This is a genomic window from Inquilinus limosus MP06 (assembly GCF_000767795.1).
Lineage (GTDB): Bacteria > Pseudomonadota > Alphaproteobacteria > DSM-16000 > Inquilinaceae > Inquilinus > Inquilinus limosus_E.
This window is the reverse complement of record NZ_JANX01000038.1, coordinates 1-21,001: the sequence shown is the minus strand read 5'-3', so window position 1 is coordinate 21,001 and position 21,001 is coordinate 1. Positions and strand designations below refer to the sequence as shown.

20 protein-coding genes are annotated in these 21,001 nt (G+C 69.5%); 18 read left to right on the top strand and 2 right to left on the bottom strand.

What is annotated here, in order from left to right:
- Positions 1 to 219, top strand: a 219-nt coding sequence (locus tag P409_RS38705) for a hypothetical protein (protein WP_034832742.1), incomplete at its 5' end; no start/stop codon positions are given.
- The gene (locus P409_RS05585; RefSeq protein ID WP_034832741.1) at positions 216 to 554 is read left to right on the top strand and encodes a helix-turn-helix domain-containing protein; all 339 of its coding nucleotides are present in this window, start codon (positions 216 to 218) and stop codon (positions 552 to 554) included. The genes P409_RS38705 and P409_RS05585, both read left to right, overlap by 4 nt.
- Before the next feature lie 10 nt (positions 555 to 564).
- On the opposite strand, the gene P409_RS05580 is transcribed toward P409_RS05585, so the two are convergent.
- Positions 565 to 1,455: a helix-turn-helix domain-containing protein gene (locus P409_RS05580; RefSeq protein ID WP_052120072.1), complete on the bottom strand. Its 891-nt coding sequence runs from the start codon at positions 1,453 to 1,455 to the stop codon at positions 565 to 567.
- A 264-nt stretch (positions 1,456 to 1,719) separates the two neighbouring features.
- Here P409_RS05580 and P409_RS05575 point away from each other — a divergent pair, with 264 nt between their 5' ends.
- The 7 genes from P409_RS05575 to P409_RS05545 all read left to right on the top strand — a co-directional run bounded on the left by P409_RS05575 (position 1,720) and on the right by P409_RS05545 (position 8,938).
- Positions 1,720 to 2,886: a porin gene (locus P409_RS05575; protein ID WP_081991296.1), complete on the top strand. Its 1,167-nt coding sequence runs from the start codon at positions 1,720 to 1,722 to the stop codon at positions 2,884 to 2,886.
- Positions 2,887 to 3,009: 123 nt separating this feature from the next.
- Positions 3,010 to 4,266: an ABC transporter substrate-binding protein gene (locus P409_RS05570; protein ID WP_161790347.1), complete on the top strand. Its 1,257-nt coding sequence runs from the start codon at positions 3,010 to 3,012 to the stop codon at positions 4,264 to 4,266.
- Between the two features lie 8 nt (positions 4,267 to 4,274).
- The gene (locus P409_RS05565; protein ID WP_161790346.1) at positions 4,275 to 5,162 is read left to right on the top strand and encodes a carbohydrate ABC transporter permease; all 888 of its coding nucleotides are present in this window, start codon (positions 4,275 to 4,277) and stop codon (positions 5,160 to 5,162) included.
- Positions 5,163 to 5,173: 11 nt separating this feature from the next.
- Positions 5,174 to 6,028 (top strand): carbohydrate ABC transporter permease, encoded by an 855-nt coding sequence (locus P409_RS05560; protein WP_052120070.1) that lies wholly within the window; start codon positions 5,174 to 5,176, stop codon positions 6,026 to 6,028.
- A 22-nt stretch (positions 6,029 to 6,050) separates the two neighbouring features.
- Positions 6,051 to 7,370, top strand: a complete 1,320-nt coding sequence (gene melA, locus P409_RS05555; protein ID WP_034832737.1) for an alpha-glucosidase/alpha-galactosidase — start codon at positions 6,051 to 6,053, stop codon at positions 7,368 to 7,370.
- Positions 7,371 to 7,389: 19 nt separating this feature from the next.
- A complete protein-coding gene (locus tag P409_RS05550; RefSeq protein ID WP_034832735.1) occupies positions 7,390 to 8,160 on the top strand; it encodes an SDR family oxidoreductase in 771 nt (256 codons plus the stop codon).
- A gap of 214 nt (positions 8,161 to 8,374) precedes the next feature.
- The gene (locus tag P409_RS05545) at positions 8,375 to 8,938 is read left to right on the top strand and encodes a methyltransferase domain-containing protein (protein ID WP_081991293.1); all 564 of its coding nucleotides are present in this window, start codon (positions 8,375 to 8,377) and stop codon (positions 8,936 to 8,938) included.
- Positions 8,939 to 9,008: 70 nt separating this feature from the next.
- On the opposite strand, the gene P409_RS05540 is transcribed toward P409_RS05545, so the two are convergent.
- A complete protein-coding gene (locus P409_RS05540; RefSeq protein WP_081991292.1) occupies positions 9,009 to 9,851 on the bottom strand; it encodes an endo alpha-1,4 polygalactosaminidase in 843 nt (280 codons plus the stop codon).
- 297 nt (positions 9,852 to 10,148) lie between these two features.
- Between P409_RS05540 and pip the strand changes: the two genes are divergently transcribed.
- From pip to P409_RS05495, 9 genes are all read left to right on the top strand, one after another.
- A complete protein-coding gene (gene pip / locus P409_RS05535) occupies positions 10,149 to 11,123 on the top strand; it encodes a prolyl aminopeptidase (protein WP_052120069.1) in 975 nt (324 codons plus the stop codon).
- Between the two features lie 11 nt (positions 11,124 to 11,134).
- Positions 11,135 to 12,931 carry a S9 family peptidase gene (locus P409_RS05530; RefSeq protein WP_152613257.1) on the top strand — a complete coding sequence of 599 codons (1,797 nt, stop codon included), beginning with the start codon at positions 11,135 to 11,137 and terminating at the stop codon, positions 12,929 to 12,931.
- Positions 12,932 to 12,946: 15 nt separating this feature from the next.
- Complete coding sequence (locus tag P409_RS05525) at positions 12,947 to 14,374, top strand: M20 family metallopeptidase (protein WP_034832732.1); 1,428 nt, start codon at positions 12,947 to 12,949, stop codon at positions 14,372 to 14,374.
- A gap of 296 nt (positions 14,375 to 14,670) precedes the next feature.
- Positions 14,671 to 16,221, top strand: a complete 1,551-nt coding sequence (locus P409_RS05520) for an ABC transporter substrate-binding protein (protein WP_238578603.1) — start codon at positions 14,671 to 14,673, stop codon at positions 16,219 to 16,221.
- A 12-nt stretch (positions 16,222 to 16,233) separates the two neighbouring features.
- Positions 16,234 to 17,307, top strand: a complete 1,074-nt coding sequence (locus P409_RS05515; protein ID WP_034832730.1) for an ABC transporter permease — start codon at positions 16,234 to 16,236, stop codon at positions 17,305 to 17,307.
- Positions 17,308 to 17,315: 8 nt separating this feature from the next.
- Positions 17,316 to 18,236, top strand: coding sequence for a nickel transporter permease (gene nikC, locus P409_RS05510; RefSeq protein ID WP_034832729.1), 921 nt, complete (start codon positions 17,316 to 17,318; stop codon positions 18,234 to 18,236).
- On the top strand, positions 18,229 to 19,092 hold the full coding sequence (locus tag P409_RS05505) for an ABC transporter ATP-binding protein (protein WP_034832728.1): 864 nt from the start codon (positions 18,229 to 18,231) through the stop codon (positions 19,090 to 19,092). The genes nikC and P409_RS05505 overlap by 8 nt, the downstream gene beginning before the upstream one ends.
- Positions 19,089 to 19,868 carry an ABC transporter ATP-binding protein gene (locus P409_RS05500; protein WP_052120066.1) on the top strand — a complete coding sequence of 260 codons (780 nt, stop codon included), beginning with the start codon at positions 19,089 to 19,091 and terminating at the stop codon, positions 19,866 to 19,868. The genes P409_RS05505 and P409_RS05500 overlap by 4 nt, the downstream gene beginning before the upstream one ends.
- The gene (locus P409_RS05495) at positions 19,865 to 20,917 is read left to right on the top strand and encodes a serine hydrolase domain-containing protein (RefSeq protein ID WP_238578602.1); all 1,053 of its coding nucleotides are present in this window, start codon (positions 19,865 to 19,867) and stop codon (positions 20,915 to 20,917) included. The genes P409_RS05500 and P409_RS05495 overlap by 4 nt, the downstream gene beginning before the upstream one ends.
- Positions 20,918 to 21,001 lie beyond the last annotated feature (84 nt).

The window sequence follows — 21,001 nt, the reverse complement described above, 5'->3', positions numbered from 1 at the left end:
GAGACCGGGGCGCTGGGCGCCGCCATGGCCGCGGCCGTCGGCGCCGGCCGCTTCGCCGACCTCGACGAGGCCGCTTCCGCGATGGTGGCGCCGCCGCGCGAGGTGGTGCCCGATCCGTGCCTGGCCGGCTTCTACCGCCGCCGCTTCGCCCTGTGGCAGGCGGTCGGCCGCAGCCTGGCGCCGCATTGGGCGGCGCTGCGCGACATCGGCCAGGCATGATCGCGCCGCAGCAGATCCGCGCGGCGCGGCGGATGCTGAACTGGACCCAGGCCGAACTGGCGCGCCGGGCCCGGCTGTCGGTCACCGGCCTGCACAACATCGAGGCCGGGGTCGCCAACCCCCGCGCCTCGACCCTGGCCCGGATCAGCAGCGCGCTGGAGAACGGCCGGGCGCCGCAGGCCGCCGCCCGTCCTGACGCCGTGATGGCCGAGGCCGATGCCGAGATGCTGCTGCGCTCGCTGCGCGCCGATGTCGCGCTGCTCTACACCGTGCTGAACGCCCGCCTCGACCAGATCGAGCGGCACCTCCGCGGCGCCGCGGCCCACGACGCCTGACGGGCCGGCCCTACCGCCGGAACTTCAGCCGGTATTGCCGCGGCGTGCTGCGGCAGTGGCGCTGGAACTCCTCGTAGAACTGGCTCAGCGAGCCGTAGCCGCAGCCGAAGGCGACCTCGGCGATCGACAGGTCGGTGTCGACCAGCATCATCATCGCCCGGCTCAGCCGCTGCCGCCGGATGTACTGGGCGATGGTCATGCCGAGAACCCGCTTGAACACCGCCATGGCGTTGGTCGGGTGCAGCCCGCCGGCCGCGGCCACCGCTTCGACCGTCACCGGCTCGCCGAAATGCGCGTTGATGTGGTCGGTCATCGCCTGGACGCGGGCGATGGCGCGGCGGCCGGCATTGGCCAGCCGCGGCGCCTCCTCGGCCGTCTCGATCTCGCAGGGTGTCGCGTCGGCCGGGGCGTCGGGCGCCACGGCGTCGAGCGACAGGCGCTTGACCCTCAGCCCCACCTCCTCGCGCAGGATCTGCTGCCGCAGCGCCGACCCCTCCGGCCATTCCGCGGCCCAGCGCTGGAACAGCAGCGGGTCGATCGGGTCGGGCGCCGCCACCGTGGCAAAGCGGCCGTCCATCACGCCGGACTTGAAGGCGTCGGCCACCGGCAGGGCCAGGAAATCGGCGAAGGGCAGGTAGACGCAGATCAGGTCGGCCGTCGGCTCCACCGCGATCACCTGATGCGGCACCGCCGCCCAGAACAGGTGCACCCGGTTGGCGCCGATCGAGATCCGCGTGCCGTTGAACAGATAGGTCATGCCGCCGGCCAGCAGCAGGTTCAGCTCGATATGGTCGTGCCAATGCGCCTGGCCCATCGGCTCCGGCACATGCCGCTCGGCGTAGAAATCGCCGCTGTCGATATAGGTCTCGATGTCCGGCGGCGCTGTCTGGATGTCGCTCATCCCAGGGATCTTTTCACAACGTCCATCCTCTCGCCGTCATTGCGAGTGCAGCGAAGCAATCCAGGGGCCGGTTCGCACAGGCCCCTGGATTGCTCCGTCGGCTTCGCCTCCTCGCAATGACGGTGTTGGCATTCTGAAACGGTCTCATCCCATCGAGAATGCGGCTGGCTTTCCGGAAAACACAAGCGATCGGGTGGAAGAAATCCGGAATCCGACCCTCCACAGTGCCGGGCACGGGGCGAACCCGGCAACAGGGGGCAAACGATGGCAAGGGCGCGAAGCAACGCCGCCGCGGCGATCTGCGCGGCGACGGGCATCATCTCCATGAGCACAGGAGCGGTGGCGGCGGAAGCGCCGGTCACCTCCGGGCTGCAGCTGAAGATCTCCGGCTTCCTCGGCTTCGAGGCCGCTGCGGTGCTGGACCAGTCCGGCGACAGCGGCTTTGACCGCGACTATGATTTCCGCTCCGGCGCCCGGCTGCAATTCGACGTCAAGAACACGACCGACAGCGGCCTGGAGTACGGCGGCCGCATCCGCTTCGACAGCGTCAACCGCGAGGACAACGTCACCGTCGACCATGCCTACATCTACCTGCAGGGCGGCTTCGGCACGGTCACCCTCGGCGATGTCGACGCCGTGGCCGGCGATTACGGCTACGTCTTCGCCCATGATGCGGTGGTGTCGGGGATGGGGATGGGCGCCAATTGGGGCGACAACCTCGACCACGACTACAAATATGGCGGCGGGCACTTCTTCTCGCTGGATCCGACCTACATCTCGGGCATCGGCGACCCGGACACGCGGATCAAGTACAGCTCGCCAGATCTCGGCGGCTTCTCCTTCGGCATCGACTTCACGCCGGTGGTCGGCGGCGACGCCCATGCCGGCAATAGCGGCCGCGGCGATCTCATCAGTGACGGCGACACGCTGTACGAGAACGTCGTCACCGCCGGCGCGAACTACACGACCGATCTCGGCGGCGTGTCGGTGCTGGTCTCCGGCACCGCCTCGACCGGCAACGGCGTCAGCGGCCATCGCGATCTCGCCGCCTACAGCCTGGGCACGCAGGTCGCGGCCGGCGACATCACCGGCAGCCTGAACTGGGTCCATTACGACAGCATCGCCGACAGCGGCAAGGCGATCGACACGCTCGCCGCCAGCCTGGCCTGGCGCTTCGGCGATTTCGAGGCCGGGCTCGGCTATGCCTGGACCACCGGCCGCAAGGGCAACGGCCTGGCGGGCGACGCGGAGACCGGCGACGCCGGCCGGTCGGACCTGAAGCAGAACCACATCGCCGCCGGCACCCTGGTCTACACCCTCGCCCCGGGGCTGAACGCCTATGCCGAGCTGAGCTGGGAGACGGCGTCGTTCCGCCAGGGGCCGGACTATGACAACACCGTGCTGGTCAGCGGCCTGGTGCTGGGGTTCTGACACGCTGGTTTTCCGGAAAATGAACGCCACCTGGCGGAAGAAATCCGGAATCCGCAGTGTCACAGTGGCGACATGGGGACAACCCGATCGGGGGCCGAGTGCGGGCCCGGAGGGAGGCGAAAGATGAAACTGCAAGCATCTGCGGCCGTGCTCTGCGCGGCGCTGGCCATGACGGCCCCGGCCCGGGCGGCGACCGAGCTGACCTACATGATCTGGGGCACGCCGTCGGAGGGCGAGGTCTGGAACAGCGTCGCCCGCGCCTTCGAGGCGAAGCATCCCGGCATCACCGTGAAGGTCGAGGTCAATGACTGGGATTCCTACTGGCAGAAGCTGCGGGTGCTGGTGGCCGGCGGCACCCCGCCCGACGTCTTCGCCATGGATGCGCCGCTGTATCCGGACTGGCAGTCGCGCGGCGCGCTCCTGAACCTGCAGCCCTATCTCGACGCCGACCCGAAGGCGCTGGACGGCATCTACCCGATCACGCTCGAGGCCTATCGCCTGCCGGACGGGATGTACGGCCTGCCGCGCGATTTCCAGACCATCGTCCTCTACTACAACAAGGACATGTTCGACGCCGCCAAGCTGCCCTATCCGACGGCGGATTGGAGCTGGGACGACCTGCGGCGCACCGCCAAGGCGCTGACCATCGACAAGAATGGCGACGGCAGCACCGACCAATGGGGCTTCTGGTCCGAGATCCTGGACCCGGAGCCGTGGTGGGGGACGGTGGTGTGGAGCTATGGCGGCGAGATCGTCAGCGCCGACCACGGCCATTCGCTGTTCGCCGAGGGGCCGGCGCTCGATGCTTGGCACCTGATCGCCGGCATGGCCCAGGACGACAAGTCGATGCCGACGCCGGAGCAGCTGAAGCAGTACGGCACCGACGGCTTCTCCGCCGGCATCGCCGCCATGACCGTGTCCGGCCATTGGGTGGTGCCGGAATACACTGAGCGCAGCTTCCATTGGGGCGTGGCGCCGCTGCCGTCCGGGCCGAAGGGGCGGGCGACCAGCGTCAACAGCGCCGGCTTCGTCATCGCCAAGGCCTCGCCGCACCCGCAGGAGGCGTGGGAGTTCGTGAAGTTCGCGGTCGGGCCCGACGGGCAGTCGGCCCTGGCCAGGCTGGGCTTCGCCGTGCCGATCCTGAAGCCGGTGGCGGAGAGCCCGGCCTATCTCGACCAGCCCGGCGCCAAGATCGACCAGCGCGTCTTCCTCGACGCCCTGTCCTATGCCCGGCTGAAGCCCTCCTTCCGCGGCTATGAGGAATGGGGCGCCGCGATCAGCGAGGCGCTGGAGCCGGTGTGGAACGGCGACGCCACGATCGACGAGGCGCTGGAGGAGCTGGTGCCGGCGGCGGACGACGCCCTCCAGGCGCATCGCTGAGGCGGATGATGATCCCGACCGGCCTCCGCCCCCGCGGCGCGGATCGCTTCTGGACCGTGGCGCTGCTGTCGCCGACCCTGCTGGGCCTGCTGCTCGGCGCGCTCGGCTCCGTCGTCGCCACCGCCGGCCTCAGCCTGCTGCACTGGGACCTGCTGACGCCGCCAAGCTGGGCCGGGCTCGACAACTATGCCGGGCTGCCCGGCGACCGCGGCTTCATGCGGTCGCTCGGCAACACCCTGGCCTTCTCGGCGCTCTACGTGCCGCTGACGCTGGCGATCTCGCTGGCCGTCGCCCTGCTGCTGAACCGCAAGATGGCCGGGGTCGGGCTGTTCCGGGCGCTGTACTTCCTGCCGGTGATCACCTCGCCCACCGCGGTCGGGCTGATCTGGTCCTGGATCTTCGCCCAGGACCAGGGGCTGCTGAACGGCATCGTCACCGCGCTGGGCGGCGACCCGGTGCGCTGGCTCGGCCCCCGCATGGTGCTGGTGTCGGTGGTGATCGTGAATGTCTGGGGCGCAATCGGCGAAGGCATGATCGTGTTCCTGGCCGGGCTGCAGGCGGTGCCGCGCGACTATTACGAGGCGGCACGGATCGACGGCGCCCGGCCGCGGCACCAGCTTTTCTTCATCACCCTGCCGCTCCTGGTGCCCAGCCTGTTCTTCCAGGCCGTGCTGTCGACCATCCACGCCTTCCAGGCCTTCGACTACATCTACATCCTGACCCGCACCGCCAATGGCGGGTCGACCCTGCCGACGGTGATCTACTCGGTCTACCGCACCGGCTTCGGCTTCTTCCGCATGGGCGAGGCCGCGGCCCAGAGCCTGACCCTCGCCGCCATGATCCTGGTGCTGACGCTGGCCTATTTCCGGCTGCAGAAGCGGTGGGGGGCGCAGTGATGGACGCGTCGATGCCCGTCCTCCTCCGCCCGCGGCCCCGCGCCCGCACCCTCCGCCTCGGCGTCGACGGGCTGGCCTATGCGCTGCTGATCGCCGGCGCCGTGGTCATGGTGGCGCCCTTCGCCTGGATGCTGGCGACCTCGCTGAAGCTGCCGGCCGACCAGTTCGGCCGCGACCTGATCCCGCCGGACCCGACCCTGCAGAACTACGCGACGATCTGGCGGATCCTGCCCTTCGGCGGCCTGTTGTGGAACAGCCTGACGGTGGCGGCGATCTCCACCCTCGGCCAGCTGCTGACCTGCTCGATGGGCGCCTTCGTCTTTGCCGTGGTGCGCTTCCCCGGCCGGCAGGTGCTGTTCGTGGCCCTTCTGGTGACGCTGATGATCCCGGCGCAGATGGCGGCGATCCCGCAATTCGTCATCTTCAAGGCCCTCGGCCTGTACGGCACCCAGGCGCCCCTGTACCTGCCCAGCTTCCTGGGCGGCGCCTTCGGCTGCTTCCTGCTGCGCCAGTACTTCCTGACCATTCCGATCGAGCTGGCGGAGGCCGCGCGGATGGACGGCGCGTCGCTGCTGACCATCTGGTGGCGGATCTACCTGCCGCTGGCCCGGCCGGCCCTGGCGGCGCTGGCGATCTTCGCCTTCCTCAGCTCCTGGAACGACCTGTTCAGCGCCCTGATCTACCTGCCCAGCGACCTGGAGAAGACGACGCTGCCGGTCGGGCTGGCGCTGATGCAGCAGCAATACGCCGCGCAATGGACCGTGATGATGGCCGCCGTGCTGGTCAGCATCGCGCCGATCCTGGTCGCCTTCAGCCTGGCCCAGCGGCACTTCATCGAAGGCATGGCGCTGTCCGGCCTCAAATAGCTCCCTCTACGAAAGACCCATCATGGCCAAGATCTGCCTCATCGGTGCGGGCAGCACCGTCTTCGCCCAGTCGATCATCGGCGACATCCTCAGCCAGCCGGACCTGGCCGACAGCGTCGTGTCCCTGCACGACATCGACGGCGAACGGCTGAACACCTCCGCCATCGTCGCCCGCCGCATCGGCGTCGCGCTGGGGCTGGACAATCTCAGGGTCGAGGCGTCGCTGGACCGGCGCCAGGCCATGGCGGGGGCCGATTTCGTCATCCTGATGATGCAGGTCGGCGGCTACCGGCCGGCGACGGTGACGGATTTCGAGATCCCGAAGCGCTACGGCCTGCGCCAGACCATCGGCGACACGCTGGGCATCGGCGGCATCTTCCGCGGCCTGCGCACCATCCCGGTGCTGCTGGAGATCTGCGAGGACATGCGCGCCGTCTGCCCCAACGCGCTCCTGATGAACTACGTCAACCCGATGGCGATGAACTGCTGGGCGATCGCCGAGGCGGCGCCGGACATTCGCTCGGTCGGCCTGTGTCACAGCGTGCAGGAGACCTCAGGCGACATGGCGCGCTGGCTGGGCGAGGCGCCGGAAAATCTCGACTATCTCTGCGCCGGCATCAATCACGTCGCCTATTTCCTGAAGTTCGAAAAGCGGCTGCCCGATGGCGGGCGCGAGGATCTGTATCCGCGGCTGAAGGCGCTGGCCGAGGCCGGGGCGGTGCCGGCAGGCGAGGCGGTGCGCTTCGACATGCTGCGCCGGACCGGGCATTTCGTCACCGAATCCAGCATCCATTTCGCCGAGTACAACCCCTGGTTCATCAAGGCCGGCCGCGACGACCTGCTGCAGCGCTACGAAGTGCCGCTGGACGAGTATCCGCGGCGCTGCGAGGAGCTGATCCGGGAGTGGCACGCGCTGCGCGCCGGGCTGGAGGCCGATGACCGCCCGATCCCGGTCCACCGCAGCAACGAATACGCCGCCGGCATCGTCCACGCCGTGGTCACCGGCCGGCACAACCTGATCTACGGCAATGTCCGCAATGACGGGCTGATCACCGACCTGCCGGCCGCCGCGGTGGTCGAGGTGCCGTGCCATGTCGACCGCAACGGCGTGCAGCCGATCCGCATCGGCCGCATCCCGAACCACCTGGCCGGCATCATGCGGCTGTCGATCAACGTCCAGCAGCTGGTGGTCGAGGCGGCGCTGACCCGGCGCAAGGACGCCATCCGCCACGCCGCGATGCTGGACCCGCATACGGCGGCCGAGCTGTCGCTCGACGAGATCTGGCGCCTGGTGGACGATCTGATCGAGGCGCATGGTGACCTGCTGCCGCGCTACCACTGAGAAGCGAAGGAACCGGGGAATGCCGGGAAGACTGGAAGGGCGCGTCGCCGTCGTGATCGGCGCGGCGCGGGGCATCGGCGCCGCCATAGCCGAGCGGCTGGCGGCCGACGGCGCGCAAGTGGTGATCGGCGACACCGAGGCCGAAGCCGGCGCGGCGACGGCGGAGCGGCTGGGCGGCCGCTTCGTCGCCACCGACATCAGCCGCAAGGACCATGCCGAGGCCATCGTGGCGGCGGCGGTCGACGGCTTCGGCCGGCTCGACATCCTGGTGCAGAACGCCGCGATCTACCCCTGGACGCTGATCGAGGACATCGAGCCGGAGGAGTGGGACCGGGTGATGGCGGTCAACCTGCGCGGCACCTATCTCGCGGCGCGCGCGGCGCTGCCGGCGATGCGGGCGGGCGGAGGAGGGCGGATGATCTTCACCTCCTCGATCACCGGGCCGCGCGTCACCAGCCCGGGCCATGGCCACTACGCCGCGACCAAGGCCGGCATCAACGGCTTCCTCAAATCCGCGGCGCTGGAGTTCTCCGGCTACGGCATCACCGTCAACGGGGTCGAGCCGGGGAACATCCTGACCGAGGGCATGCAGCAGCACCGCAGCGCCGAGTTCATCGCGATGATGGAGCGGGCGGTGCCGCTCGGCCGGCTCGGCACGCCGCAGGACGTGGCTGCGGCGGTGGCTTTCCTGGCGTCGGACGACGCCGCCTACATCACCGGCACCACCATCGTCGTCGATGGCGGCCAGACCTTGCCGGAAGGCCACGACTTCCGGCTGCGGCCGGAGTGAGGGAGGCGGGCGAACACGCTTGTCAGATGCCACGGCCGGAGCGGGCGCCCATGACATGCTGACGGCGTGGTTCAGAATGGCGGCCGCATCCCGGATCCGGATTGCACATTCCGGGCGAGATCGGTAGGAAAGGGGCATGCGTATCGTGACCGGAAAATCCGCCAGAGAGATGTCGCCGCGCGAGTTCGCCGCGGTCCATCGCCGCTGAGCCTAGATCCAGCTCGACATCGGTGCGGGCGACGGCCGCTTCGTCCTCGAGGCGGCGCAGCGTTCGCCTGACATCTTCCACATCGCCATCGACGCCGCGGCCAGCCAGATGGCGGAGTCGGCCGGCAAGGCCGTCCGGCGGAGGCTCGACAACGTCCTGTTCGTGCAGGCGTCGGTCGAGCGGCTGCCGCCGGAGTTGGCCGGCTTGGCGGACAGGACCACCGTCAACTTCCCCTGGGGATCGCTGCTGACCGCGGTGGCGACGCCGGATCCCGCGATCCTGTCGGCCATCGCCGGGTTGGGCCGGGCGGGTGCGGGCCTGACGATGCTCATCAACATGTCCGTCTTCGACGACGCGGCCTATTGCGCCAAGCTCGGCTTCCCCTCGCCGCCGATCTTCGCCGATGCGGACGGGACGAGAGCCGCGTTCCGGCAGGCTGGCCTCCAGGTGACCCGTTTCAGCCCCGACGTCGCGGACGTGCCCTACAGGACGACCTGGGGCCAGCGGTTGACCAAGGGCGCGCAGCGCCGTGTGCTGCAGCTCGATGCCGTCATCACCGGACAGCGCTGACGGGACGGTCGGTCCGCCGAGATTCCATGAGCCCCCTCCCGCGAGGGAGGGGCTCATCGCCGTTAGCCGCTCAGCACCATTTGTAAACGTAGTGGGAGTTGCTGGCCGGGACCACGTCGCGGTCGCGATAGATGATCGAGATCTTGCTTCCCCGCGCGGCGCAGGCGGCGTTGAAGAAGCTGATCGGGTCGACCGGGTTGCCGTCGGCGTCCCGGTTGTTGTCGCTGTACTCGATCTCGTAGACTTGGTTGCCGTAGACGTCGGTGAAGTCGTCGCACTCCGTCCACACCTGGCATTCCTCGACGATCGCGAAGTCGAAGCCGATCTGCGAGATGCCGATCGGCGCCAGCTCGCCGGCATTCTTCTGGGCGATGGCCAGGTTGGCGGCATGGGCGCGCTGGACCAGCAGCTTGGCGAAGGCGGTGTTGTGGGCCTTGGTCAGCACGCTCTTCGACCGGGTCCAGGAATCGAGGTTGTCCGGCTCCACCGCCTTGAAGCCGTCGGCGGCGCATTTGTCGATCCACGGCCCGATGATCGCCATCAGCGCCGTGCGCTTGGCCGCCGTCGAGGTGTCGAGGATGTACTCGTCCGGCCAGTCCGGATCGATCACGTATTTGCCGTTCTTCTTCACCAGCAGGTCGGAATGGTTGGTGGTCCACCACACCGCGTCGTCGGGCTGGGTCTGGAAGGCGTTGACGTAGCAGATGGTGTATTTGCCGGCGGCGGGCGCCGCCAGCCGGTCGCGGTCGACGATGCCGACGCCGGCCGCCGGCGCGTAGGCGCCGCCGATCTGGTAGTCGAACTGCGCGTTGGCGGGCGGCTTGGTGAAGGCGAGGGCGCTCGTCGTGGTGGCCGCAAGGGTGCTCGCCGCGGCGACGGCAATGGCCGTCGTCCGGAACCACAGTGCATGCATTGGGATCGTGACCTCTCGGGCCTGCCGTCCCCGCCTCGAGCCCGCTCGCTCTGGCGTGGTTGGGGCCGGGCTGGGTACCGGCTGGGGGCAGGCTATCGGTAGGATGTCTGTCCTCCCGCGCCGGGTCAAGGGCCCGCTCGGGCCGCAACCTTATGCCGATCCGGAATAGAAGCTGGACAATTATGAATTGGCCGCCCCTCCGGCAGGCCGACATCATGGCCGGAATTCAGGCATGCCCATTCGCTGGGCGGGCCGCCGGCCGCGACAGATGGCCGGGAAACGGCAGGGGGCAGTCACGTGTCCGACGGCGGAGCCATCCAGGCGGATCCGGCGGCATCGCGGACTCATCGGCTGAAGGTCGATGATCTCCACGAGCTGCATGTGGAGGAGAGCGGTACACCGCGCGGCATCCCGGTCGTGGTGCTGCATGGCGGCCCCGGCGCCGGGCTGCGGCCAAGCACCACACGCAGCTTCGACCCCGCCGCCTTCCGCATCGTCGCCTTCGACCAGCGCGGCGCCGGGCGGTCGACGCCGCATGCCGAGCTGGCGGGCAACACCACCCGGGCGCTGGTCGCCGATATCGAGCGGGTGCGCCAGGCGCTGGGCATCGACCGCTGGCTGGTGGCCGGCGGCTCCTGGGGCAGCTGCCTGGCGCTGGCCTATGGCCAGGCGCATCCGGAGCGCTGCCTGGGCTTCCGCCTGCACGGCATCTTCCTGGCCAGCCGGGCCGAGATCGAATGGTGGTTCCAGGGCTGCCGCGTGCTGTTCCCCGACCGCTGGGAGGCGTTCGCTGACTTTGTGCCGGAGGAGGAGAGGGGCGACCTGCTCACCGCCTATCACCGGCGGCTGACCGGCGAGGATCCCGAGCTCCGTCTGGCGGCGGCGATCAGCCTGCGCACCTTCTCCGCCTGGACCCAGACCTTCTTGCCGGACCCTGAGCATGTCGCCAGCCTGACCGAGCCGAAGGCGGCCCTGGCGGTGGCCCGGATCTTCACCCATTACTGCGTCAACGGCGCCTTCCTGGAGCCCGGCCAGCTGCTGCGAGGCCTCGACCGCATCCGCCATCTGCCGGCGGAGATCGTGCAGGGCCGCTATGACACCGTGACCCCGATGGCCACGGCCTGGGCGCTGCACCGGGCCTGGCCCGAGGCGCGCTTCACCATCGTCGACGAGGCCAACCACGCGGCGACCGACCGCGCCCCGGCCCTGACCCAGGCGCTGCGCGCCGCGACCGACCGGCTGCGCGATGCCCTGGCGTCCGCCGCCGCGTGACGGAGACACCGATGACGCCCGACGCCGCGATCCACCCCTATCTCGACATCCCCGGCGCCAAGAGCCCGGTGCTGTCGCCGGACGGCGGGCTGCTGGCCTTCCTCGACGACCGCACCGGCTTCCATCAGATCTGGCTGCAGCCCGCCGGCGGCGGGGCGGCCTGGCGGGGGGCGGAGACGCCGGAGCCGGTCGGCGCCCTGGCCTTCAGCCCGAAGAGCCGGGACCTGGTCTTCACCATGGATCGCGGCGGCGACGAGCGGCACCAGCTGTGGCTGATCCCGGGCGCCGACGGCACGCCGGTGGCGCTGACCGACGACCCGACCGTGGTCCATGTCTGGGGCGCCTGGTCACCGGACGGCACCCGCATCGCCTATGCGTCGAACGCCCGCGACCGCTTCCACGTGGATATCCATGTGATGGAGGTCGCCACGCGGCAGGCGCGCTGCGTCTATCGGGGCGAGCTGTTCCGCGAGGTCATGGCCTTCTTCCCGGACGGCCAGGCGCTGCTGGTGCGCGATTCCACCCGGGCGACGATGGACCAGGACCTGTTCCGGCTGGACCTCGCGACCGGTGCCTATGAGCCGGTCCTGCCGCATGACGGCCGGGCGCGCTATGTCGCCGCCAAGACCCGGAAGGACGGCACGGGGCTGTATCTCCTGACCGACCACGGGCGGGACTTCGTCGGCATCGCCTTCCTGTCCTTCGCCGGCGGTGGGCTCGAATGGGTGGTGGCGCCGGACGGGCAGGACATCGAGGCGATGGCGCTGTCGCCCGACCAGGACCGGCTGGCTTATGTCCTCAACGAGGAGGGCTGGAACCGCCTCCTGATCCGCGATCTCGGCAACGGCGCGGAGGCGGCGGTGGCGGGGCTGCCGCCCGGCGTGATCGGCTCCGCCTCCTGGCGGCCGGACGGCAGTGGCCTCGTCTTTCCGCTGGAAGGCGCCGCGACGCCGCCCGGCATCTGGAGCTACGACATCGCCTTCGGCGCCGCGAGCTCGCTGACCGATGCTCCCACGAGCGAGCTGGTCGATGGCTTCGTCGAGCCGGTGGTGCAGCACGCGGCAAGCTTCGACGGGCTGCAGGTGCCGTTCCTGCTGTACCGGCCGCAGGGCGAGGCGCCGGCAGGCGGCTTCCCGGCGATGATCATCGTCCATGGCGGGCCGGAGGCGCAGTGGACCCCGACCTTCCGCGCCGACATCCAGTACATGCTGGCGCAGGGCATCATGGTCGCGGCGCCGAATGTCCGCGGCAGCACCGGCTACGGCCGGCCCTACCACCAGGCCGACGATGTCGGCCTGCGCATGGACAGCGTCGCCGACCTCAGGGCGGTGCGGCTGGCGCTGGGGGCGCGGGACGATGTCGACGACAGCCGCATCGGCGTCTTCGGCCGGTCCTATGGCGGCTTCATGGTGCTGGCGGCGCTGACCGAATACCCGGAGCTGTGGCGCCTGGGCATCGAATTCTACGGCATCGCCAATTTCCACACCCTGCTGCAGACCACCGGCCCCTGGCGCCGGCGCCTGCGGGCGGCGGAATACGGCGACCCGGTCGCGGACAAGGAGCTGCTGGAGCGGATCTCGCCGATCCGCCGGCTGGACCGCATCCGCGTGCCGCTGCTGGTGGCCCAGGGGCTGGACGACCCGCGCGTGCCGCCGGGCGAGAGCGAGATGATCTTCTCCGGCCTGCGCGGCCTCGGCCGCCCGGTCGACTACATCCGCGTGCCGCATGAGGGGCACGGCTTCGCGCGGCGGGAGAACCGGCACGACGTCTTCGGCGCCGTCGCCGCCTTCCTCGACCGCCATCTCTGATCGAAAGCGAGAACCATGCAGAATTCCGACAAGATCTGGCAGCTGGTCGACGCCAAGCGCACGGAGTTCGAGGGGCTGGCCGACCGGATCTGGGGCATGCCCGAGATCGCCTATACCGAGTATCGCTCGGTCGCCGAGCACACGGCGATGCTGAACGCCCAGGGCTTCCGCGTGACCGAGAACCTTGCCGGCATCCCGACCGCGGTGATGGGCGAGGCGGGGGAGGGCGGCCCGGTGATCGCCATCCTCGGCGAATACGACGCCCTGCCGGGGCTGAGCCAGGAGGCCAACATCGCCGAGCCCAGGCCGCTGCCGGGCAACGGCTACGGCCATGGCTGCGGCCACAATCTGCTCGGCTCCGCCGCCCTGCTGGCCGCCACCGCGGTCAAGGACTTCCTGGAGGCAACCGGCCGGCCGGGCCGCGTGCGCTACTATGGCTGCCCGGCGGAGGAGGGCGGGGCGGCCAAGGCCTTCATGGTGCGCGCCGGCGCCTTCGCGGATGTCGACATCGCCATCACCTGGCACCCGGCGTCGCTGACCCGGGTGGACGAGGCGCTGTCGCTGGCCAACACCCGGATGGATTTCCACTTCACCGGCCGCGCCTCGCATGCCGCCGCGGCGCCGCATCTCGGCCGCAGCGCGCTGGATGCCGTCGAGCTGATGAATGTCGGCGTCAATTACATGCGCGAGCACATGCCGTCCGATGCGCGCATCCACTACGCCATGCTCGATTCCGGCGGCATCGCACCGAATGTGGTCCAGGCTTCGGCCAAGGTGCGCTACGCCATCCGCGCCCGCGATCTGGCCGGCATGCTGGCGCTGAACGAGCGGGTGCGGAAGATCGCTCAGGGCGCCGCGCTCATGACCGAGACATCGGTCGCGATCTCGATCATGAGCGCCGTCTCCAACATGCTCGGCAACACGCCGCTGGAGGAGGCGATGCACCAGCACCTGCTGCGCCTCGGCCCGGTGCCGTTCGACGACGCCGATCGGGACTACGCCGCGAAGATCCAGGCGACGCTGAGCGAGGAGGACATCCTCACCGACTATCGCCGCGTCGGCGTGCCGCCGCGCAAGGACCTGCCGCTCTGCGACTTCATCGTGCCGCGGGACAGCAAGGGCGAGCCGATGATCGGCTCCACCGACGTCGCCGATGTCAGCTGGGTGGTGCCGACGGTGCAGGCGCGGGTCGCCACCCATGCCATCGGCACGCCCGGCCATTCCTGGCAGATCACGGCCCAGGGCATGGCGCCGGCCGCGCACAAGGGCATGGTCCATGCCGCCAAGGTGATGGCCGGCACGGCGCTCGACGTGATGAGCGACGAGCTGCTGATGGCCAGGGCCAAGCAGGACCATCAGGAGCGGATTGCGGCCACGCCCTATGTCTGCCCGATCCCGCCGGAAGTGCAGCCGCCGCTGCAGCCGCGGCCGAAGGCGGCCTGACGAGGCAGCCCGACTCTGTGGGGACAAGCCGGCCCGGTGAACGAGGCCGGCCCCCGAAGGAAGGTCGCGGAGGACGCCGGACAACACCGACAGACCACAGCACGGAGGCTCGATCCATGTTCGCCCGTCCGACCGGACCTCTCGATTTCCGGAAGACTTCGGAATTCTCAAAGCCGTCATTGCGAGCGCAGCGAAGCAATCCAGAGCGGTTTGGCGTGGCCCCTGGATTGCTTCGTCGGCTTCGCCTCCTCGCAATGACGGCTAGAGTTGGTGCGCTCTGTGGCGCCGCCTTCGCCTTGGCGCCCTTCGCCGCCGGGGCGGCCACGCCGTCGAACGCGCTGGTGATGGCCTGGAACATCGACGCGATCAGCACCTTCGACCCGGCCCAGATCGGCGAGGTGGTGACCAATGAGATCGTGCAGAACACCTGCGATTCCCTGGTCGATTTCGACCCGGCGGACGAGACCAAGGTGATCCCGCTCTTCGCCGAGAGCTGGGACGTCTCCGACGACCGGATGCAGATCACCTTCCATCTGCGCAAGGGCGCGGTGTTCCCGTCCGGCAACCCGGCCACCGCGGCCGACACGGCCTGGTCGATGCAGCGCGTGGTCAAGCTCGGCTTCGGCAACGCGGCGACGCTGACCGAATACGGCTTCACCAAGGACAAGGTCGAGACCCAGATCACCGCGCCCGACGACGCGACCGTCGTCCTCAAGCTCGACAAGCCCTATCCGACCAGCCTGATCCTGCAGGCAATCGCGGCGAACCGCGTCTCCGCCACCATGGACAAGCAGGCCATCCTGGCGAACGAGGTGAACGGCGACCTCGGCAACAAGTACCTGGCCACCCACACCGAATGCGTCGGCCCCTACCGGCTGGCGCAGTGGAATGCGGGCGAGGCCGTGGTGCTGCAGGCGAACGACAAATACTGGGGCGAGCCGCCGGCGCTGAAGCGCGTGCTGATCCGCCACGTGGCGGAGGCCGGGACCCAGCGCCTGCTGCTGACCCAGGGCGATGTCGACGTCGCCCGCGACCTGACGTCCGAGGACATGAAGGATCTGGAGAACTCGCCCGACGTGTCGATCGTCCAGGTGCTGCGGCCGCAACTGTTCTTCTGGACCTTCAACAACGCCGACCCGATCTTCTCGAACGAGAAGGTGCGCCTGGCGATGCGCTACCTGATCGACTATGACGGCCTCGCCAAGACGGTGATGACCTATAACGGCGTGCCGCGGGCCAGCTTCGTCCAGCTCGGCGCCATCGGTGCGCTGGACGAGAAGGAGGGGCAGCCCTTCTCCCTCGACCTCGACAAGGCCAAGGCGCTGCTGGCCGAGGCCGGCTATCCCAACGGCTTCAAGGCCACGATATTCATCGGCACGCTGCCGTATTCCGGCCCGGTGGCACAGAGCGTGCAGCAGAACGCCGCCAAGATCGGCGTCGAGCTGAACCTGGAGAGGATGGCCAACGCCCAGCTGTTCAGCCGGGTTCGCGGCCGGGACTTCCAGACTGCGATGCAGGCCTGGCAGACCGGCGTGCCCGACGCCCACGGCAACGCCTCGCGGCTGGTCTATAATCCGGACAACCGAGCCGAGGCCAAGCTGACCCAGTATCCGGTCTGGCGCACCGCCTTCTACTCCGAGGATGCGAACAAGAAGGTCGAGGCGGCGCTGCTGGAGCCGGATCCGGAGAAGCGGAACGCCATGTATCACGACCTGCAGCGGCAGATGATGCAGCAGGGGCCGATGGCGATCATGTTCCAGATGTACAACCCCGCCGGTGTCCGCAAGTCGCTGAAGAACTGGACCTGGAACGGCTTCCGCACCTACTACGAGTCGGTCAGCAAGTAGCGGCGCCGGGCCATGGTCGACGCCGCACCCATCGCCGTCCCGCGCCGGCCGGCGGCCCCAGGACGGAAGGCGCTGTCGTCCTGGGCGCTGGCGGTCGGCCGGACCGTCCTGTCCGTCGCGGTCACGCTGCTCGGGCTCGCGGCGCTGACCTTCTTCATCGGGCGGCTGCTGCCGCTCGACCCGGTCACCGCCATCCTCGGCGACAACGCCACCCAGGCGGCCTATGACGCGATGTACCGGCAGCTCGGGCTGGACCAGCCGATCTGGGTCCAGTTCCTGCGCTATCTGCGCGACATCGTCAGCCTCGATCTCGGCACCGCCCTGACCACGGGCAAGCCGGTGGTCGAGGACATCGCCCGGGTGTTCCCGGCGACGCTGGAGCTGGCGACGGTCGCCATCGTCATCGGCACCGGCCTCGGCATCCCGATGGGCGTGCTGGCGGCGATGTATCGCAACAGCTGGGCCGACCACATCGTCCGTGTGGTCGGCCTGCTCGGCTATTCGGCCCCGACCTTCTGGCTGGGGCTGATGGGGCTGGTGCTGTTCTACGCCACGCTCGGCTGGGTCGGCGGCCCCGGGCGGATCGACTTCATGTACGAGTTCGATGTCGAGCCGATGACCGGGTTCCTGCTGCTCGACACCGCGCTGCAGGGCCAGTGGGAGGTGTTCGGCAACGTCTTCAGCCACATCATCCTGCCGGCCTCGATCCTCGCCTTCGGCGCCATGGCCTATATCAGCCGCATGACCCGCAGCTTCATGATCGAGCAGCTGGGCCAGGAATATGTGGTGGCGGCGCGGGTCAAGGGCCTGTCCTGGGCCCGCACCGTCTGGATCCACGCCTTCCGCAACATCGCGGTGCAGGTGGTGACGGTGGTGGCCCTGTCCTACGCCTTCCTGCTGGAAGGGGCGGTGCTGACCGAGACGGTCTTCGCCTGGCCCGGCTTCGGCCGCTACCTGACCAACACGCTGCTGGCCGGCGACATGAACGCGGTGGTCGGCTGCACGCTGCTGATCGGCGTCATCTTCGTGACGCTGAACCTGGTGTGCGACCTGCTGTACCGCATCTTCGACCCTCGCACCCGATGAGCGTGGACATGCCCAGCGACATCGCCTCACGAACCGGCTCGATCCGGGCCTGGCTGCACGCCCCGGTTCCGGCCTCGCCGATGCAGGCCCGCGCCCAGCAGCTCTGGCTCAAGCTGCTGCGCCTCGCCGGCAATCCCCCGGCGCTGCTGGGGCTGATCATCCTGCTGGCGATCGTGGTCATGGCGGTGTTCGCGCCGCTGATCGCGACCCATGACATCTACGCCCAGGACCTCACGATCCGGCTGCAGCCGCCCTCGGCCGCGCATTGGCTGGGCACCGACGAGCTCGGCCGCGACGTGTTCAGCCGCATCGTCTACGGCGCCCGCATCACCCTCTATATCACCCTGCTGACGGCGGTGATCGTGGCGCCGGTCGGCCTGCTGATCGGCACCACCGCCGGCTATCTCGGCGGCTGGGTCGACATCGTGCTGATGCGGGTGGTCGACATCTTCCTGGCCTTCCCCAGCCTGGTGCTGGCGCTGGCCTTCGTCGCCGCGCTGGGGCCCGGCATCGAGAACGCGATCATCGCCATCTCGCTGGCCGCCTGGCCGCCGATCGCGCGGCTGGCGCGGGCCGAGACGCTGTCGATCCGCTCCTCCGACTACATCGCCGCAGTGCGGCTGCAGGGCGCGTCGTCGCTGCGGATCATCCTGTCCCATGTGGTGCCGATGTGCCTGCCCTCGGTGGTGGTGCGGATCACGCTCAACATGGCGGCGATCATCCTGACCGCCGCGGGGCTCGGCTTCCTCGGCCTCGGCGCGCAGCCGCCCAGCCCGGAATGGGGGGCGATGCTGTCCAGCGGCCGTGAATTCGTGCTGACCAGCTGGTGGATCGCGGCGGTCCCCGGCTGCGCCATCCTCCTCACCAGCCTGGCCTTCAACCTGTTCGGCGACGGGCTGCGCGACATCCTGGATCCTCGCCATGGCTGACCGACTTCTCCAGGTCGAGGACCTGCGCATCGACTTCCCGGGCGGCCACGGTACGATCCAGGCGGTGCGCGGCATCTCCTTCGCCGTCGGGCGCGAGAAGGTCGGCATCGTCGGTGAATCCGGCTCCGGCAAGTCGCTGACTGGCCGGTCGGTGCTGAAGCTGACGCCGAAGGCGGCGCGGGTGACGGCGAAGCGGCTGGAATTCGACGGCATCGACCTGCTCGGCGCGTCGGAGCGGCGGATGCGGGCGATCCGCGGCAACCGCATCTCGATGATCCTGCAGGACCCGAAATTCTCGCTGAACCCGCTGATGCGGGTGGGCCGGCAGATCATGGAGGCGTACCGGCTGCACCACCGCGTCGGCGCACGCGAGGCGCGGGCAAGGGCGCTGGAGATGCTGGACGCCGTCCGCATCCGCGACCCGGAGCGCGTCTTCCGCCTGTACCCGCACGAGGTCTCGGGCGGGATGGGCCAGCGCATCATGATCGCGATGATGCTGATCCCGGAGCCGGACCTGATCATCGCCGACGAGCCGACCTCGGCGCTCGACGTCACCGTCCGCCGGCAGGTGCTGACCATCCTCGACGAGCTGGTGACCCGGCGCGGCACCGGGCTGATGTTCATCAGCCACGACCTCAACCTGGTCGCCGATTTCTGCGACCGGGTGCTGGTGATGTATGCCGGCCGGATCATGGAGGACCTGCCGGCGCGGGAGCTGCACCGGGCGCAGCACCCCTACACCCGCGCGCTGCTCGACAGCCTGCCGCAGCTCGACCGGCCGGTCGACACGCTGCAGGTGCCGAGCCGAGATCCCGCCTGGCTCGACGGGCCGACCTTCGCCGGAGCCGTGGCATGACCGGCACGATCCTCGAGGCGATCGGCCTGCGCGTCACCTTCGGCCATGGCGCCGCGGCGATGACCGCGGTCGACGACGTCTCCTTCGTCCTGCGGCAGGGCGAATCCTTCGGGTTGATCGGCGAATCCGGCTGCGGCAAGTCGACCGTCCTGCGCGCCCTGGCCGGGCTGAACACCGGCTATGACGGGTCGGTCCTGTTCCGCGACCAGGAGGTGCCGCGCCGGCGCGACAAGGCGTTCTTCCGCCGGGTGCAGATGGTGTTCCAGGACCCCTATGCCTCGCTGCATCCGCGCAAGATGGTGCGGGCGGTGCTGGCCGAGCCGCTCAGGATCCATGGCTTCGACCGGCAGGACCAGCGGATCGACGCGGCGCTCGATGCGGTCGGCCTCGGCCGCGGCTTCCGCTACCGCTATCCGCACGAGCTGTCGGGCGGGCAGCGCCAGCGCGTCGCCATCGCCCGCAGCCTGATCATCGAGCCCGAGATCCTGCTGCTGGACGAGCCGACCTCGGCGCTCGACGTCTCGGTCCAGGCCGAGATCCTGAACCTGCTCAAGGCGCTGCGGCGCGAGCGCGGCCTGACCTATCTGATGGTGACCCACGACCTGGCGGTGATCGCCCATCTCTGCGACCGCATCGCCATGATGAATGGCGGCCGGATCGTCGAGGAGATGACGGCCCAGGGCGTCCGCGCCCGCCAGGCGCAGGACGCCTACACGCGCAGCTTCCTGGAGGCGAGCACGGGGTACCGGCCGGCGCCGGAGGGGGCAGTGGCATGATGTGGGACGCGAGCGTGCCCGCCGCCGACGAGGGCGATCCTTGCCCTGGTGCCGAGTGGGAGATGGCGGAGGACATCCGCCCGGCCGGCTGGTCTCTGGAGCATCTCGACCGCGTCTGGGCCCATGCCGACCGGATCGGCACCGCCGCCCTGATGCTGGTGCAGGGCGGCCGGGTGATCGCCAGCCGCGGCGACATCACCCGCCGCTATCTGTGCCATTCGATGCGCAAGAGCTTCCTCAGCGCCCTGATCGGCACGCATCTCGACGACGGGACCATCGACCTGTCGCTGACCCTGGACAAACTTGGCATCGACGACCGCGAGGGGCTGAGCGAACGCGAGAAGCAGGCGACGGTCTACGACCTGCTGACCGCCCGGTCCGGCATCTTCCACCCGGCGGGCTACGAGACGCCCTGGATGAAGTCGCTGAAGCCGCCGCGCCACGCCCACGCGCCGGGCACGGTCTGGTGCTACAGCAACTGGGACTTCAACGCGCTCGGCACGATCTACACCCGGCTGACCGGCCTCGGCATCCACGCCGCCTTCCGCGACCGGATCGCCGGGCCGCTCGGCATGCAGGATTTCCGTTTCGATGCGGAGCGGCAGGATGGCTGGCTGCAGCCCGACCCGTGCTCGGTCCACCCGGCCTATCCGTTCCGGATGTCGAGCCGCGACCTCGCGCGCTTCGGCCTGCTGTTCCTGCGCGACGGCCGCTGGGGCGAGCGCGAGGTGGTGCCGCAGGGCTGGGTCGCGGCCAGCGTGCTGCCCTATTCCGACGCCGGGACGCGGGGCGCCTACGGCTACATGTGGTGGGTGGCGCGGCAGGGCATCGCCTTCCCCGGCGCGATCATGCCCGAGGGCAGCTACAGCGCCCAGGGCGCCGGTGGCCACTATTGCGTCGTCATCCCGCCGCTCGACCTCGTCATCGTCCACCGCGCCGACACCGAGTGGGTCGACGGCAAGACGGCGGGGCCGGAGATCAGCCGGTTCCAGTTCGGCCGGCTGCTCGCCCTCATCCTCGACGCCCGCCGGGCCGGCATGGCCGCCTGAATTATCCCCGAGCCGGAGGAGACCACCATGCCGAGCATCATCGAGGCGATCGCTTCCTGGAGCCGCTCCGGCGTCGTGTTCAGC

Coding starts and splice junctions, on each gene's coding strand:
- P409_RS05540 (WP_081991292.1), bottom strand. CDS start 9,851: ATGCATGCACTGTGGTTCCGGACGACGGCCATTGCCGTCGCCGCGGCG.
- P409_RS05505 (WP_034832728.1), top strand. CDS start 18,229: ATGGCTGACCGACTTCTCCAGGTCGAGGACCTGCGCATCGACTTCCCG.
- P409_RS05575 (WP_081991296.1), top strand. CDS start 1,720: ATGGCAAGGGCGCGAAGCAACGCCGCCGCGGCGATCTGCGCGGCGACG.
- melA (WP_034832737.1), top strand. CDS start 6,051: ATGGCCAAGATCTGCCTCATCGGTGCGGGCAGCACCGTCTTCGCCCAG.
- P409_RS05495 (WP_238578602.1), top strand. CDS start 19,865: ATGATGTGGGACGCGAGCGTGCCCGCCGCCGACGAGGGCGATCCTTGC.
- P409_RS05530 (WP_152613257.1), top strand. CDS start 11,135: ATGACGCCCGACGCCGCGATCCACCCCTATCTCGACATCCCCGGCGCC.
- P409_RS05570 (WP_161790347.1), top strand. CDS start 3,010: ATGAAACTGCAAGCATCTGCGGCCGTGCTCTGCGCGGCGCTGGCCATG.
- P409_RS05525 (WP_034832732.1), top strand. CDS start 12,947: ATGCAGAATTCCGACAAGATCTGGCAGCTGGTCGACGCCAAGCGCACG.
- nikC (WP_034832729.1), top strand. CDS start 17,316: ATGCCCAGCGACATCGCCTCACGAACCGGCTCGATCCGGGCCTGGCTG.
- P409_RS05500 (WP_052120066.1), top strand. CDS start 19,089: ATGACCGGCACGATCCTCGAGGCGATCGGCCTGCGCGTCACCTTCGGC.
- P409_RS05515 (WP_034832730.1), top strand. CDS start 16,234: ATGGTCGACGCCGCACCCATCGCCGTCCCGCGCCGGCCGGCGGCCCCA.
- P409_RS05560 (WP_052120070.1), top strand. CDS start 5,174: ATGCCCGTCCTCCTCCGCCCGCGGCCCCGCGCCCGCACCCTCCGCCTC.
- P409_RS05580 (WP_052120072.1), bottom strand. CDS start 1,455: ATGAGCGACATCCAGACAGCGCCGCCGGACATCGAGACCTATATCGAC.
- P409_RS05565 (WP_161790346.1), top strand. CDS start 4,275: ATGATCCCGACCGGCCTCCGCCCCCGCGGCGCGGATCGCTTCTGGACC.
- P409_RS05550 (WP_034832735.1), top strand. CDS start 7,390: ATGCCGGGAAGACTGGAAGGGCGCGTCGCCGTCGTGATCGGCGCGGCG.
- P409_RS05585 (WP_034832741.1), top strand. CDS start 216: ATGATCGCGCCGCAGCAGATCCGCGCGGCGCGGCGGATGCTGAACTGG.